This window comes from Streptomyces sp. NPDC051452 (assembly GCF_044454765.1).
GTDB lineage: Bacteria > Actinomycetota > Actinomycetes > Streptomycetales > Streptomycetaceae > Streptomyces.
This window is the reverse complement of record NZ_JBITEB010000029.1, coordinates 1-17,605: the sequence shown is the minus strand read 5'-3', so window position 1 is coordinate 17,605 and position 17,605 is coordinate 1. Positions and strand designations below refer to the sequence as shown.

Below are 17,605 nucleotides of genomic sequence, written 5' to 3'. Positions count from 1 at the left end.
CCACCCGCGCCCGGAAGCCGCCCTTTTCTGGAGGTACCAACGTGGCTCGCGCCGACGTGCCGGTGAACCAGGCAGTCCCCGACCAGATCGAGTTCTGGCGTACCCGACTGGACGGTGTCCCGTCCCTGGAGCTGCCGGCCGACCGGCCGCGCCCGGTCGTCCGGTCGACCGGCACCGCCCCGCACACGTGCGAGCTGCCCGGCCCCGCCGTCCACGCGCTGACGGAGCTGGCCGAACGCCACGCCACCGGCCGCGCGGCCGTCCTCGCCGCCGCCGTCACCGCCCTGCTCACCCGCTACTCCGGGCAGGAGGACATCGCTCTCGGTACCGTCTCCCCGCGCACCGGGCATACCGTCGTCCTGCGCACCGCCGTCGACGCCACGGCGTCCTTCACGGCCCTGCTGCGCGACACCGGGCGCGCCCTGGCGGACGCCCTCGCCCACGACGGCGTGCCCTTCGCCGGCCTGGTCGAGGCGCTGGCCCCCACCCGGGACACCAGCATCACCCCGTACATCCAGGCCATGGTCGCCGACCTCGACGAACTCACGGCCGCTCAGCGCGAATTCGACCCGCTGGACCTGTCCTTCGAGATCAGCGCCACCGAACGGCTGCTCCGCGTCCGGCACAGCACCGCCCTGTTCGACGCGGCCACGGCCGCCCGGCTCGCGGACCGGCTGACGGTCCTGCTGACCGGTGCCGCCGAACGCCCCGAACTGCCGCTCACCACGCTGCCGCTGCTCACCGACGGCGAGTTCGAGCAGGTCGTTCGCGGCTGGAACGACACCGCCCGCGAGGTGCCCACCGGCACCTTCCCCGAGCTGTACGCCGCCCAGGTCGCCGCCCGCCCGGAGGCCGTCGCCGTCATCGACGAGCACGGCAGCGTCACCTACCGCGAACTGGACGAGCGGGCCAACCGGATCGCCCACCACCTCGTGGCACGCGGCGCCGGACGCGACCAGCTCGTCGGCCTGTGCGTCGAGCGCGGGGCCGCCATGGCCGCCGGTCTGCTCGGCATCATGAAGGCCGGCGCCGCCTATCTGCCGCTCGACCCGTCCTACCCGGCCGACCGGCTCGCCTACATGCTCCAGGACTCCGGGGCACGGCTCGTCGTCACCCAGCGCGAGCTGCGTGACCGGCTGCCGGACACGGACGCCACCCTGGTCGACCTCACCGCCGACCGGGCCGCCCTGGACGCCCACCCGGCCACCGCCCCCGAGGTGACGCTCCTGCCGGAGGACCTCGCGTACGCCATCTACACCTCCGGCTCCACCGGCCGGCCCAAGGGAGTCCTGGTCTCCCACCGCGGCATCGGCAACCTGGCGGCCGTACAGACCGAGGCGTTCGACGTGACCCCCGGCAGCCGCGTCCTGCAGTTCGCCTCCGCCAGTTTCGACGCGGCGTTCTGGGAGGTCTGCATGGGCCTGCTGACCGGTGCCGCCCTGGTCATGGGAGGCAAGGAGACCCTCGCCCCGGGCGAGCCGCTGGCCGCCTACGCCGCCGAACACGGTGTCACCCACGCCACCCTCACCCCTGCCACCGTCGCCGTCCTCCCCGAGGGCCGCGGGCTGCCCGCCGACGCCACCCTCGTCGTCGCCGGCGAGGCCAGCACCGCCGACCTGGTCGCCCGCTGGTCCCGCGGCCGGCGCATGATCAACGCCTACGGCCCGACCGAGACGACCGTCTGCGCCACCATGAGCGCCCCGCTCGCCGGCGCTACCGTCCCGCCGATCGGCACGCCCATCGCCAACTTCCGCGTGTACGTCCTCGACGACGCCCTGCGCCCGGTCCCCGCCGGTGTGCGCGGCGAGCTGTACATCGCCGGCGTCGGACTCGCCCGCGGCTACCACGGACGGCCCGGCCTCACCGCCGAGCGCTTCGTCGCCAACCCCTACGGCGAGCCCGGCGAGCGCATGTACCGCTCCGGTGACGTGGCGCGCTGGAACCCCGACGGCACCCTGGAGTACCTGGGCCGCGCCGACGACCAGGTCAAGGTGCGCGGCTTCCGCATCGAACTCGGCGAGATCGAGAGCGCCCTCGCGCTCCACCCCGACGTCGCCCAGGCCGTGGTCGTCACCCACAACACCAACCTGCTGGCCTACGTGTCGCCCTCCGACCGGCGTCGCCCCACCCCCGAGGACCTGCGCGCCCACCTCGCCGAGGGCCTGCCCGACCACATGGTCCCCTCGACGATCGTGGTGCTCGACACCCTGCCGCTCACCCCGAACGGCAAGGTCGACCGCAAGGCCCTGCCCGCCCCGGCGACCGTCCAGGAGAGCACCGGTGGCGAGCGGACCGCCCCGCGCGACGCCGTCGAGCACACCCTCGCCGGTGTCTGGTCCGAGGTCCTCGGGGTCGAGGACATCGGTGTCCACGACGACTTCTTCGCCCTCGGCGGCAACTCCATCCTGTCCGTCCGCGCCGTCTTCCGGATGCGCTCCGCGCTCGGTATGACCCTGCCGCCGCGCATCCTCTTCGACACTCCGACGATCGCCCAGCTCGCCGCCTCCCTCGCCCCCGACGAGGCCGCCGAGGACCCGGCCATCCCCGTCGTCGCGCGCGAGGGCGCCCTGCCCATGTCGTACGGGCAGCAACGGCTGTGGTTCCTGGAGGACTTCGACCCCGGCAGCGCCGAGTACCACACCGCGACCGGGCTGCGCCTGACCGGCGCCCTCGACCCGGCCGCGCTGCGGGCCGCCGTGGCGGACCTCACGGACCGTCACGAGTCGCTGCGCACCACGTTCGGCGTCGTCGGCGGACGCGGCGTCCAGGTGGTCCACCCGCGGCTCGCCCCGGAGTGGCGCACCGAGGACCTCGGCGGCCTCGCCGAGGGACCGCGTGCGGACCGGCTGCGGGACCTCGTGCGCGCCGAGACCAACCGGGCGTACGACCTGACGGCCGGGCCGCTGGTCCGGGTGTTGCTGGTGCGTCTCGCGGACGACGAGCACGTGTGCGTCCTCGGTATGCACCACATCGTCACCGACGGCTGGTCCCTGGGCGTCGTCACCCGTGAGCTGGCCGAGCTGTACACGGCCCGCACCGAGGGCCGCGCGCCCCGGCTGCCCGAAGTCGCCGTGCAGTACCCGGACTTCGCGGCCTGGCAGCGCGGCCGTCTGGAGGGTGGCGGGCTCCTCGACCGACACCTGCAATGGTGGCGCGAGCGCCTCGACGGCATCACACCGCTGGAGCTGCCCACCGACCGGCCGCGGCCCGCCGTGCGCTCCTCGGCCGGCGCCGTCTACACCTTCCCCGTCCCCGCCGAAACCACCACCGCCCTCGGGGAACTCGCCCGGCGGCACGGCGCGACCCTCTTCATGGCCCTGACCGCCGCCGTGAAGACCGTCTTCGCCCGCTGGTCGGGCCAGGAGGACATAGCCGTCGGCACCGCCTCCTCCGGCCGCGACCACCGCGACCTCGAGAATCTCGTCGGCTTCCTGGTCAACACGGTGGTCCTGCGCTCGCACGTGGACCCCGGCATGTCCTTCGCGCAACTGCTGTCGGGGCTCAAGCAGACCGTGCTGGAGGCCTTCGCCCACCAGGACGTGCCGTTCGAGCGTCTGGTGGACGCCGTCGGCGCCGCCCGTGACACCAGCCGCACCCCGCTCGTCCAGGCCCTGGTCGTCCTGCAGAACGCGGCGGGCGAGCAGCTCCGGCTGCCCGGTGTGCGCACCGCCGAGCACCCGGTGCCCCGGGAGGCCGCGCCATTCGACCTGACCGTCGAGTTCTTCGAGACCGACGACGGCCTGACCGCCCGGGTGGGCTACAGCACCGCCCTGTTCGACGAGGCGACCATCGCCCGCTTCGCCGGGCATCTGACCACCGTGCTGCGCGCCGCCACCGCCGAGCCCGACCGGCCGCTGGCCACGCTGCCGATGCTGACGCGGGACGAGTACGAGCAGGTCGTCAACGGCTGGAACGGCCCGGTGCGCCCGACGCTCACCGGCACGTTCCCCGAACTGGTCGCGGCGGCCGCGCGGCGCCGCCCGGACGCGCCCGCCGTGGAGGACACGCACACCGTCCTCGGCTACCGGGAGCTGGATGAGCGGGCCAACCGGCTCGCCCATCACCTCGTGTCCCTCGGCGCGGGGCCGGGTACCTTCGTCGGCCTGTGCGTCGAGCGCGGTGCGGAGATGGTCGTGGGCCTCCTCGGCATCATGAAGGCCGGTGCCGCCTATCTGCCGCTGGACCCCGGATACCCGGCCGACCGGCTCGCGTTCATGCTCCGGGACTCCGGTGCCCGCCTGGTCGTCACCCGCACCGAGCTGGTGCGGCGGCTGCCGGACACCGGTGCCGTGGTCGTGGACCTCGCCCGGGACGCCGACGCGCTCGCCGCGCGGCCCGCCACCGCTCCCGTACCCGGCCCGGGCCCCGACGACCTGGCGTACGTCATCTACACCTCCGGCTCCACCGGCACCCCGAAGGGCGTCCTCGTCCCGCACCGCGGCATCGGCAACCTCGCCTCGGCCGAGATCGAGCGACTGGCGGTCGACGAGGACAGCCGGGTCCTGCAGTTCGCCTCCTCGTCCTTCGACGGCGCCGTCATGGAGGTCCTGATGGCCCTCCCCGCGGGCGCCACCCTCGTCCTGCCGCCGCACGGCCCGCTGGTCGGCGAGGCGCTGCAGACGTTCCTGTCGGAGCGCCGCATCACCCACACGCTGCTCGCGCCCTCCGCCGTGGCCACCCTGACGCCGGAAGGACTCGACGGGCTGCGCACCCTCGTCGTCGGCGGCGAGGCCACCAACGGGGAGCTGGTGGCCCGCTGGTCGGCCGGGCGGCGGATGGTCAACGCCTACGGGCCGACGGAGTCGACCGTCGTCGCGACCATGAGCGCGCCGCTGGCCGGCGGGGCCGTGCCGCCGATCGGCACGCCGCTGCCCAACACCCGGGTGCGGCTGCTCGACGCGGCGCTGCAGCCGGTGCCCGTCGGCGTGCCCGGCGAGCTGTACATCGCGGGCCCGCACCTGGCGCGCGGCTACCACGGACGGCCGGGCCTGACGGCGGAGCGGTTCACGGCCGACCCGTACGGCGGGCCGGGCGAGCGGATGTACCGTTCCGGCGACGTGGCCCGGTGGCGCGCGGACGGCAGCCTGGAGTACCTGGGGCGCGCCGACGACCAGGTCAAGCTGCGTGGCTTCCGGATCGAGCTGGGTGAGATCGAGACGGCACTGGGCCGCCACCCGGAGGTACGGGACGCGGTGGTCGTCGTCCACCACGACGAGACCGGCCGGGGGCGCCTGGTCGCCTACCTGACGGCCGACCGCGCACTGTCCACCGGTGAGCTGCGTTCCCATCTGTCCGGTTCGCTGCCGGACTACATGGTGCCCGCCCTCTACATACCGCTGGACCGACTGCCCCTGACCCCCAGCGGCAAGGTCGACCGCCGCGCCCTGCCCACCCCCGACCCCACCACCATCCACACCGGCTCCGACCACACCGCACCCCGCGACACCACCGAGGAAACCCTCGCCACCATCTGGGCCGACGTCCTCGGCGTCGAACGCGTCGGCATCCACGACAACTTCTTCGACCTCGGCGGCGACTCCATCCTCTCCATCCAGGTCGTCTCCCGCGCCCGCCAGGCCGGACTCCACCTCACCTCCCGCCTCCTCTTCCTCCACCAGACCATCGCCTCCCTCGCCCCCACCGCCACCACCACCGAGGAGTCGTCCGACGACGCACCGGCCGAGGTGTCGGGCCGGGTCGCGCTGACGCCCATTCAGGACTGGTTCTTCAGCGAACACACCGTCGACCCGGACCACTACGGCATGTCCGCGCAGGTGGAGCTGGCCCCGGACACCGACACGGCCCTGCTGGAGCGGGCGCTCGGCGCGGTCGTCGCCCACCACGACGCGCTGCGGATGCGTTTCGTCCGCGACGGCGACACCTGGATCCAGGAGTACGGCGACGCCACCGCGCCGCCGCTGACCGTACGGGACCTGTCCGCGACGGCGGACGAGGAGCGGGACGCCGCCCTGCACGAGGCGGCCCTCGCCGCGCAGCGCTCCCTCGACCTGGCGAGCGGCACCGTGGTGAAGGGGGTGTTCTTCCGCCTGGGTCCGTCGCGGCCGCCCCGCCTCTTCCTGGCGGTGCACCACCTGGTGATGGACGGGGTGTCCTGGCGGGTGGTCCTGGAGGACCTGGCCACCGCCTACGCCCAGCTCACCGAGGGGCGCCCGGTCGACCTGGGCGCCCGGACCAGCAGCTACCAGCAGTGGGCCGACCGCCTGACCGCGCACGTCCGGGCAGGCGCCCTCGACCACGAGATCGGCCACTGGAAGGAGACGGCCGCCGCCGTCCGCCCGCTGCCGCGCGACGGTCACCACGACGCGGCCAACACCTTCGGCACGGCGGCGGTGACGTCCGTGCGGCTCGACCGCGCCGAGACGGAGGCGCTGCTCCAGCGGGTCCCCGCCGCGTACCGCACCCGGATCAACGACGTGCTGCTCACCGCGCTGGGCCGGGTCCTGCGCGACTGGGCGGGCGATCCGGTGACGATCGCTCTCGAGGGCCACGGCCGAGAGGAGCTGTTCGACGACGTCGACCTGTCCCGCACCGTCGGCTGGTTCACCACCATCCATCCGGTCACGCTGGACGTCCCCGACGGCGACTGGGGGCCGGCCCTCAAGGCGATGAAGGAGCGGCTGCGGGCCGTCCCGGGCCGCGGCCTGGGGTACGGGGCGCTGCGCCACCTGTCCGAGTCGGACAGCCCCGCGCGCGCCTTCCTGGCGACCGCCCCGCAGCCCGAGATCAGCTTCAACTACCTCGGCCAGTGGGACGGGACGACCGGTGACGGCGGCCTGGTGCGGGCCCGCCTGGCCGCGCTCGGCGCCGACCAGGCGCCCGCGCAGCCCCGGCCGCACGTCATCGACATCGTGGCCGCCGTCGGTGACGGCGAACTGCGCATCGACTGGATCCACGCTCCCGCCGTGCACCGCGCCACCACCGTGCGGCGCCTCGCGGACGCCTTCCTCGCCGCGCTGCGCGGGCTGGTGCGGCACTGCCTGCGGCCGGGGAACGGCGGGGCGACCCCGTCCGACTTCCCGCTCGCCCGGCTCGACCAGGCGGCCCTGGACCGGATCGCCGGCGACGGCCGGGACATCGAGGACATCTTCCCGCTCACGCCCATGCAGAGCGGCATGCTCTTCCACACGCTGTCCGACCCGACGGCCTACGCCGAGCAGATGTCCTTCGAGCTGGACGGCGTCACCGACCCCGCGCTGCTCGCCCGGGCCTGGCAGACGGTCACCGACCATGTCGGCGTGCTGCGCGCCTCGCTGGAGTGGCGGGACGTGGAGCGTCCGCTGATGGTGGTCCGCCGCGGCGTGGAGCTGCCCGTCACCCATCTGGACTGGCGTGCGCTGCCCGCCGACGAGCGGGAGGAGGCCCTGCGCCGTCTGCTCGCCGCCGACCGCGCCCGGCCGGTCGAGCCGACCGGTTCCCCGCTGCTGCGGCTCACCCTGGTGCGGCTGACGGACACCTCCGTACGGCTGGTGTGCGCCTTCCACCACATCCTGCTGGACGGCTGGTCCACCTTCGACGTCCTCACCCAGACCTACCAGGCGTACGCGGACCTGGCGGCCGGGCGGGAGCCCGCGCTGCCCGCCCGCCGGCCGTTCGGCGCGTACGTGGAGTGGCTGGAGCGCCAGGACCTGGCGGAAGCCGAGGGGTACTGGAGGGACACCCTCGGCGGGTTCCGGGCACCGACCCCGCTGCCCGCCGTCCGGCACTCCGCGCCCGGCCACCGCACCGGCTCCACCGCGCGGATCCCGCGCCGTCTGTCTCCGGAGGCCTCCCGCGAGCTGTTCGACTTCGCCCGCCGGCACCGGCTCACCGTGAACACGGTGCTCCAGGGCGCCTGGGCGCTGCTGCTCGCCCGGCACGCCGGGGTGGACGACGTCGTGTTCGGCGCCACCGTCTCCGGCCGCCCGGCCGAACTGCCGGGCGCGGAGTCGATGATCGGCATGCTGATCAACACTCTGCCGGTGCGGGTGCGCGTGGACGGGAGCGCGCCGGTGGCCGACTGGCTGGCCGAGGTGCAGCGGGCGCAGGTCGAGGCGCGCCAGTACGAGTACGTACCGCTGCCGCGCGTCCAGGCGTACGGCGACGTGGAGCGCGGCGAGGAGCTGTTCCGCACCCTGGTCGTGTTCGAGAACTACCCGATGGACGACGAGGCGGCCGCCGCGCACGGGCTGCGGGTCCGCGGTCTGACGGGCACCGAGGCGACCAACTACCCGCTGAACCTGATCGCCTACGGCGGCGACGAGCTGGCCTACACCCTCGCCTACGACGCCCGGTTGTACGACCCGGACACCGCGGCCCGGCTGTGCGGCCATCTGGAGGCCCTGCTGACCGCGCTCCCCGCCGCCGGCGGGACCACGCCGGTGGCCGCGGTGCCGATGCTGACGGCGGCGGAGGCCGAACTGACCGTACGGGCCTGGAACGACACCGCTCGCGCCCTGCCCGGGGCGTCGCTGCCGGAGCTGTTCGCCGCCCGGGTCGCCGCGCACCCCGACGCCGTCGCCCTGGTGTACGGGGGCGAGGAGCTGACGTACCGGGAGCTGGACGCGCGGGCCAACCGGCTCGCCCACCACCTCGTGTCCCTGGGCGCCGGTTCCGGCACGTTCGTCGGGCTGTGCCTGGAGCGCGGCGCGCACGCGGTCACCGCGCTGCTCGCCGTCCTGAAGTCGGGTGCCGCCTATGTGCCGCTGGACCCGGGATACCCGGCCGACCGGCTCGGGTACATGATCGGCGACGCGGGGCCGACGCTCGTGATCACCGAGGAGGGGACCCGCGACCGGCTGCCCTCGACCACGGCCCGGACCGTCGACCTGGACCTCGACGCGACCGAGGTCGCCGGACGGCCGGCGACGGCGCCCGCGCCGTACCCGGCGCCGGACGACATCGCGTACGTGATGTACACCTCCGGCTCGACCGGCACCCCGAAGGGTGTGCTCACCCCGCACCGGGCCGTCGTCCGGCTGGTGCACGAGGCGCCGTACACGGACGCCGGCCCGGGTGACACGGTCGCGCAGTTCGCCTCGCTGTCCTTCGACGCTTCCACGTTCGAGGTGTGGGCGGCCCTGCTGCGCGGGGCGCGACTGGCCGTGCACCCGCGGGGAGTTCCCACGACCGCGGAGCTGGGCCGGTTCCTCAAGGACCACGGCGTCACCCATCTGTGGCTCACTGCGGGGCTGTTCCACCAGGTCGCCGACGACGACATGGGCGTGTTCTCGGGCCTGCGGCAGCTCGTCGCGGGCGGTGACCGGCTCTCCCCCGAGCACTGCGCCCGGGTCCTGAACGCTCTGCCCGCGCTGCGGCTCACCAACGGGTACGGCCCCACCGAGGCCACCACGTTCACCACCACCCACGACGTGCGCGACACGTCGGAGGGCGGCTCGGTGCCACTGGGCGCCCCGTTGCCCAACACCCGCGTGTACGTGCTGACCGAGGGGCTCACCCCGGCGCCGGTCGGGGTGCCGGGCGAGCTGTACATCGCCGGTGACGGTCTGGCCCGGGGTTATCTGGGGCGGCCGGGGCTGACGGCGGAGCGGTTCGTCGCCGACCCGTTCGGCAGCCCTGGCACCCGGATGTACCGGTCGGGGGACCTGGTGGCGTGGCGGCCCGACGGCACCCTGGAGTTCCTCGGCCGCGGCGACGGGCAGGTCAAGATCCGCGGGTTCCGGGTGGAGACCGGCGAGATCGAGGCCGCCCTCGTGACACACCCGGCGGTCGGCGACACGGCTGTCGTCCCGCACACCGACCCCGAGTCGGGCCGCACCGTCCTGGTGGCCCACATCGTCCTGGCCGACGGGGCGCCGGTGCCCGACGCGGCCGAACTCCGCGCCCATCTGGCGTCGTCGCTGCCCGAGCACATGATCCCGGCGCTGTTCGGCACGCTGGAGGCGCTGCCGCTGACCGCCAACGGCAAGGTCGACCGCAGGGCACTGCCCGCCCCGGAACAACGCCTGGCCGCCGGCCGGGAGTACGAGGCCCCCGCGACCCCCACCGAGGAGCTGATCGCCGAGGTGTGGCAGGAGCTGCTGGGGGCCGAACGGGTCGGCGTCCACGACGACTTCTTCGCGCTGGGCGGCGATTCGCTGCTCGCCCTGCGCACGGTGTCGCGGATCAACGCCCTGTTCGGCACCGCGCTGACGCCCCGCGCGCTCTTCGAGGGTCCGACGGTCGCCGAGACCGCCGCCGGCGTCGAGGAGCAGATCCTGGCCGAGCTGGAAGCGACCGCCGGGGCGTCCTGACCCATCCGGCTCCCCCACCCCCGCCTTCATCCCCACACCCGAGAGGTCCCACCGTGTCCAACCCCTTCGAGAAGTCCGACCGTTCGTACGACGTCCTGGTCAACGAGGAGGGCCAGCACTCGCTGTGGCCCACCGGCACCGCCGTCCCGGCCGGCTGGGAGACCGTCCTCGCCGACCGGTCGCGCGAGGAGTGCCTCGCCCATGTCGAGGCGAACTGGACCGACATGCGCCCGCGCGGCCTGCGCTCCGCCACCGCCTGAGCCCGGCCGCCGCGTCCCGGCCACCCGCCGCCCGGTCCGCCGCCGCCACCTTCGGCGGCGGGCCGGACGGGCCGCCTTTTCGACCCGCCGTTCAGCCACATCCTGGGGGATCCCGCCAATGAACACGTCGTCTTCCCGCGCGGACCGGATAGCCGCTCTGCCCGACCGACTGCGCGAGGCGCTCGCGCAGCGGCTGGCGGGCCAGGGCGGGGCAGCCGCGGCCACCGCCGCGCCGCTGGTCCCGGCGGTGCCCCGCGACGGTGAGCTGAGGCTGTCCTTCGGCCAGCAGCGCCTGTGGTTCCTGGAGGACTTCGCGCCCGGCGGCGCCGACTACCACTCGGCGCTGCCCGTGCGGATCAGCGGTCCCCTCGACGCCGAAGCGCTGCGCGGGGCCGTCGGCGATCTGGTGGCCCGGCACGAGGCGCTGCGCACGACGTTCGACTCCCGCGACGGCCGGGGTGTGCAGATCGTCCACGAGCGGCTCGACGCCGACTGGGTGAGCGCCGACGTCGCCGGCGAGGAGGCCGCGAGGGACGCCGTACGGGCGGAGATGGCGCGCCCCTACGACCTGGTGTCCGGTCCGCTGGTCCGCGTACTGCTGGTGCGCCTCGCCGAGGACGAGCACATCTGCGTCCTCGGCATGCACCACATCGTCACCGACGGCTGGTCCCTGGGCGTCGTCGCCCGCGAACTCGGCGAGCTGTACACCGCCCGCACCGAGGGCCGCGCCGCCCGGCTGCCCGAAGTCACCGTCCAGTACCCGGACTTCGCCGCCTGGCAGCGCGCCCGCCTGGAAGACGGAGGCCTGCTGGAGGAACAGATCCAGTGGTGGCGCGAACAGCTCAAGGGCATCAGCCCGCTGGAGCTGCCCACCGACCGGCCGCGCCCGGCCGTCCGCTCCTCCAGCGGCGCGGTGTACGGCTTCGACCTGTCCGCCGACATGGTCGCGCAGCTGAAGGGGCTGGCCCGCGAGCGGGGCGCGACCCTGTTCATGGTGCTGACAGCGGCCGTCAAGGCGGTGTTCGCCCGCTGGTCGGGGCAGGAGGACATCGCCGTCGGCACGTCCTCCGCCGCCCGCGGCCGGGAGGAACTGGAGCAGCTGGTCGGCTTCCTGGTGAACACCGTCGTGCTGCGCACCCAGGTCGAGCAGGAGCTGACGTTCGCGCGGCTGCTGGACCGCGTCAAGGACACCGTGCTGGACGCGTTCGCCCACGAGGACGCCCCGTTCGACAAACTCGTCGAGGCGGTACAGCCGGAGCGTGACCCGAGCCGCACCGCGCTCGTACAGGCCATGGTCGTCCTGCAGAACGCCCCGGCCGACACCCTGGCGCTGCCCGGCGCGACGGTCTCCCCCTACCCGCTGGAGCGCGACGCCTCCCTGTTCGACCTCACCTTCGAGTTCGAGGAGCGGGACGGCGGCCTGCGCGGCCTGGTGGAGTACAGCACCGAACTCTTCGACGAGCCTACGATCGCCCGGCTGACCGGCCATCTCGGTGTGCTCCTGGCCGGCGCGGTGGCCGACCCGGACCGGCCCGTGGCGGCGCTGCCGCTGCTCACCGACGAGGAGCGCCGGCAGGTCGCCGTCGAGTGGAACGCCACGGAACTGCCGCTGGGTGACTACCTCCTGATCCATGAGCGGCTGGCGGCACAGGCCGCCCGCACCCCCGACGCGGTCGCCGTGATCGCCGAGGACGCCACGCTCACCCACCGGGAACTCGACGAGCGCGCCAACCGGCTCGCCCACCACCTCGTGTCCCTCGGCGCCGGCCCCGGCTCCCTGGTGGGCCTCAGCGTGGAGCGCGGCTCCGCCATGGCCGTCGGCCTGCTCGGCATCCTCCGGGCGGGCGCCGCCTATGTGCCGCTCGACCCGAATTTCCCCGCCGACCGCCTGGCGTACATGCTGGCGGACTCGGGCGCCCGGATCGTCGTCGCACAGTCGGCGGTACGCGACCGTCTGCCCGCCGGCGACGGACTGCGGGTCGTGGACCTGGACGCGGAGCGGGAGGCGATCGATCGGCTGCCCGCCACCGCGCCGCGCACCGGCGTCACCGCCGGGAACACGGCGTACGTCATCTACACCTCCGGGTCGACCGGCGAGCCCAAGGGTGTCGCCGTCGAACACCGCAACGTCCGGCACATCCTCACCGCCTGGGAGGGGCGGTACGGGCTGGCGGAGCTGAAGCCGCGGTTCCTGTCGGTGTCCAGCCTCTCCGTCGACCTGTTCTTCGCGGACCTCATCCGTTCCGTCCCCTTCGGCGGGGCGCTGATCATCGCGTCCAAGGACGTCACCACCGAACCGTCGGCGCTGCTCGACCTGATCGCCGGGACGTCCGCGACCGGCCTGGAGATCGTCCCCTCGCTGCTCAACGCCGTGCTGCAGGAGGTCGACCGGCGCGGTGGGGCGTTCCCGCCGCTGCGGCTGATCTCGGTCGGTTCGGAGGCCTGGCGTGTGGAGGACTGCCGTGCCCTGCTGCGGCGCATCCGGCACGACTGTGTCGTCGTCAACGCCTACGGCGGTACCGAGGCGACCGTGGACTCGACGGTCTTCGTGCCCACCGAGGAGAGCCTGCGCGGCCGGGTGTACGTGCCGATCGGCCGTCCGCTGCCCAACACCCGGGTGTATGTGCTCGACCGGCACGGGAACCTCGTCCCGCCGGGTGTGCCGGGCGAGATCTGGATCGGCGGCGACGGTGTGGCGCGCGGCTACCACGGGCGGGCGGAGCTGACCGCAGAGCGGTTCGTGGACAGCCCCTTCGTGCCGGGCGACCGGCTGTACCGCACCGGTGACCGGGCGCGTCTGCTGGCCTCCGGGGACCTGGAGTTCCTGGGGCGCGCCGACGACCAGGTGAAGATCCGGGGTTTCCGCATCGAGCTGGGCGAGGTGGAGAGCGCGCTGCTGGCCCACCCGGACGTGCGGGACGCGGTGGTCCTGGCCTGGCAGGACGACGCCGGGCGGCGGCGCCTGGTGGCATACGTGGTGGCCGAGGGCGCCGACGCGGCCGAGCGGACGTCCGAGCTGCGTTCCCATCTGTCCGGTTCGCTGCCGGACTACATGGTGCCCGCCCTCTACATACCGCTGGACCGACTGCCCCTGACCCCCAGCGGCAAGGTCGACCGCCGCGCCCTGCCCACCCCCGACCCCACCACCATCCACACCGGCTCCGACCACACCGCACCCCGCGACACCACCGAGGAAACCCTCGCCACCATCTGGGCCGACGTCCTCGGCGTCGAACGCGTCGGCATCCACGACAACTTCTTCGACCTCGGCGGCGACTCCATCCTCTCCATCCAGGTCGTCTCCCGCGCCCGCCAGGCCGGACTCCACCTCACCTCCCGACTCCTCTTCCTCCACCAGACCATCGCCTCCCTCGCCCCCACCGCCACCACCACCGAGGAGCGGCCCTCCGCCACGGTGCCGGAGAAGGTCTCGGGGCGCGTCGAACTCACCCCGATCCAGCGCTGGTTCCTCGACGAGCACACCGTCGACCCCGACCACTACGCCATGTCCGTGCACCTGGAGCTGGCCCCGGGCACGGACGCCAAGCTGCTGGAAGGCGCCCTCGACGCGCTCGTCGCCCACCACGACGCGCTGCGGATGCGCTACGTCCGCGACGGCGACACCTGGATCCAGGAGTACGGCGACCGGCCTTCCGGTCTCCTCGCCGTCCGTGACATCGCCGACGGCGAGGACACCGAAGAGGTCCTGAACGGCGCGGCCCTGGAGGCGCAGCGCGCCCTGGACCTGTGTGAGGGCACCCTGGTCAGGGGCGTCCTGTTCCGCCTCGGCGACGGCAGCGCGCCCCGCCTTTTCCTCGCCGTTCACCACATCGTCATGGACGGGGTGTCCTGGCGGGTGGTCCTGGAGGACCTGGCCACCGCCTACGCCCAGCTCACCGAGGGGCGCCCGGTCGACCTGGGCGCCCGGACCAGCAGCTACCAGCAGTGGGCCGACCGCCTGACCGCGCACGTCCACGCCGGCGCCCTCGACCACGAGATCGGCCACTGGCGCTCGGTTGAGCCGGACCGGGCGCCCGCGCTGCCCGTCGACCACCCCGACGGCCGCAACGTCACCGCCGCCGAGCAGACCGTCGAGGTGCGCCTCGGCCGCGAGGAGACCGAGGCGCTGCTGCACCGCGTCCCGTCGGTGTACCGCACGCAGATCAACGACGTGCTCGTGAGCGCTCTCGGCCGCGCCCTGGCCGACTGGACGGGCGCCGAGCGCCTGGTCATGGGCCTGGAGGGACACGGCCGCGAGGAGCTGTTCGACGACCTGGACCTGTCGCGCACGGTCGGCTGGTTCACCACCCACTTCCCGGTCGCCCTGACGCTCCCGGCCGGTCGCGGCTGGGGCGAGACGGTCAAGTCCGTCAAGGAGCAGCTGCGGGCCGTGCCGGGCCGCGGCCTCGGCTACGACGCGCTGCGCTTCCTTTCCCCGCCGGGCACGCCCGGCCACGCCCTGCGCACGGACCCGCTCCCGCCCATCAGCTTCAACTACCTGGGCCAGTGGGACGGCACGACCGCGTCGGAGGGACTGGTCCGCGACCGCCTGCCGGCCCTCGGCCACGATCACGCGCCGGGCGAGCCCCGCCCGTACCTCCTCGATGTCGTCGGCATGATCGAGGACGGCTCGCTTGGCTTCACCTGGATCTTCTCCGGGGAGGTCTTCGACCGGCCGACGGTGGAGCGGCTGGCGAGCGAGCACGTGGCGGCGCTGCGTGCCCTGCTGGAGCACTGCGAGGACCCGGCGAGCGGCGGCGCGACCCCGTCCGACTTCCCGCTCGCCCGGCTCGACCAGGCAGCCCTGGACCGGATCGCCGGCGACGGCCGGGACATCGAGGACATCTTCCCGCTCACGCCCATGCAGAGCGGCATGCTCTTCCACACCCTCGCCGAGCCCGGGTCCGGCGCCTACTTCGAGCAGATGAGCTTCGTCCTCGACGGGATCGCCGAGCCCGCCCTGCTGGAGCGGGCCTGGCAGCACGTCACCGACCACCTGGAGATCCTGCGCGGCACCGTCGTGTGGGAGAGGGTGGACCGCCCGCTGCTGGTGGTGCGCCGGCATGTCCGGACACCGGTCGTCCACCTCGACTGGCGCGCTCTGAGCACCGACGAGCAGGCCCGCGCGCTGGCGCGGCATCTGGCGGAGGACCGGGAGCGCGGCATCGACCTGTCGGCCGTCCCCATGACGCGGATCGCCATAGCCCGTACGTCGGACACGTCCGTGCGGGTGGTGCGCACCTCCCACCATGTGCTGCTGGACGGCTGGAGCACCTTCCAGATGCTGGACGAGCTGACCACGGCGTACCGGGCGCTGGCCGCCGGCGAGGAGCCGGTGCTGCCCGCGCGGCGCCCGTTCGGCGCGTATGTGGAGTGGCTGGAGCGGCAGGACCTGTCGGAGGCGGAGGCGTACTGGCGGACCCTGCTGGACGGGTTCGACGAGCCGACGGCGCTGCCGTACGACCGCCGCCCCGCCGCCAGCCACCGCGCGCAGTCCACTGAGCGGCTGGTGACACGGCTGCCCGCGGACGCCTCCCGACGCCTGTACGCGTTCGCCCGTACCCATCGGCTCACCGTCAACGCGGTGGTGCAGGGCGCCTGGGCGCTGCTGCTGTCCCGCTATGCGGGAGAGCGGGACGTCGTGTTCGGCGCCACCGTCTCGGGCCGCCCTGCCGACCTGCCGGGTGTCGACTCCATGGTGGGCATGCTCATCAACACCCTGCCGGTGCGGGTGGCCGTCGACGGTGCCGCGCCGGTCGCCGAGTGGCTGGCCGGGGTGCAGGAGGCGCAGGTCGAGGCGCGCCAGTACGAGTATGTGCCACTGCCCCGGATCCAGGGGTGGAGCGCCGTCGAGCGCGGCACGAACCTCTTCGAGAGCCTGGTCGCGTTCGAGAACTTCCCCGTGGACGGCGACACCGGTCCCTCCGACGGCGTCCGGCTGCACGGTCTCGAGGGCGCCGATGTCACCAACTTCCCGCTGAACCTGGTCGCATACGCGGGAGAGGAGCTGGCGTACGCCCTCGCCTACGACCCGGAGTTGTTCGACGCGGGCACGGTCGAGCGGATGGCCGGGCACCTGGACGCCCTGATCACCGGCATGGCCGACGATCCGGAGCGGCCGGTGTCGGCGGTGCCGATGCTGGCGCCGGGTGAGCGGGAGCGGCTGGTGCGGGACTGGGCGGTGACACCGGGAGTCCCCGCCTGGGACGGCACGATCCACGAACGGGTCGCCGCACGCGCCGCGACCACACCCGACGCCGTGGCCGTCACCTGCGCCGGCGAATCACTGACCTACCGCGAACTCGACGAGGCCGCCAACCGCCTCGCCCACCATCTGATCTCACTCGGCGCCGGCCCCGACCAGCTGATCGGCCTCTCCGTCGAACGCGGCCCCCAGATGGTCGTCGGCCTGCTCGGCATCCTCAAGTCCGGCGCCGCCTACGTCCCGCTCGACCCCGCCTACCCCGCCGACCGACTGGCCTACATGCTGGCCGACTCGGGCACCGAACTGCTGGTGTCCCACCGGGGCCTGAGCGAGGGTCTGCCCGTGGCGGGTGTGCGGGTGGTCGACCTGGACACCGAGTGGGAAGCGATCTCCGCGCTGCCGGGGACACCTCCGCTAACGGGTGTGACGGCGACGGACCTGGCGTATGTCATCTACACCTCAGGCTCCACCGGCCGTCCCAAGGGCGTCGCGATCGAGCACCACACCGTGCTCCACCTGATGGCCAACTCCCAGGACCTGTACGGATTCACGGCCGACGACGTGTGGACGGTGTTCCACTCCTACGCCTTCGACTTCTCCGTCTGGGAACTGTGGGGCGCCCTCATGACCGGCGGCCGAGCCGTGGTCGTCCCCCACGACACCGCACGCAACCCCGACGCCATGTGGAACCTGCTGCGCGACGAACAGGTGACCGTCCTCGACCAGACACCGTCCATGTTCCGGGAGCTGGTCGAGCACGCGGCGGAAGCGGGCGGGGAACAGCTTCCCGCGCTGCGCTGGGTGATCTTCGGTGGGGAGGCGCTGGAACCCAAACACATACGCACCTGGTTCGACCGCTACGCCACCACCGGCACCCGCCTGGTCAACAT

3 protein-coding genes are annotated in these 17,605 nt (G+C 73.7%); all 3 read left to right on the top strand.

Annotated features, from left to right (window positions below; translation table 11 throughout):
* The first annotated feature begins 41 nt into the window (after positions 1-41).
* Positions 42-10,250: an amino acid adenylation domain-containing protein gene (locus ACIBA9_RS37380; RefSeq protein WP_399370114.1), complete on the top strand. Its 10,209-nt coding sequence runs from the start codon at positions 42-44 to the stop codon at positions 10,248-10,250.
* Between the two features lie 53 nt (positions 10,251-10,303).
* Entirely contained in the window at positions 10,304-10,510 is a 207-nt protein-coding gene (locus ACIBA9_RS37375; protein WP_393899857.1) for an MbtH family protein, read from the top strand.
* Positions 10,511-10,628: 118 nt separating this feature from the next.
* Positions 10,629-17,605 (top strand): amino acid adenylation domain-containing protein (locus ACIBA9_RS37370; RefSeq protein WP_399370111.1); only part of this gene is annotated, 6,977 nt, incomplete at its 3' end.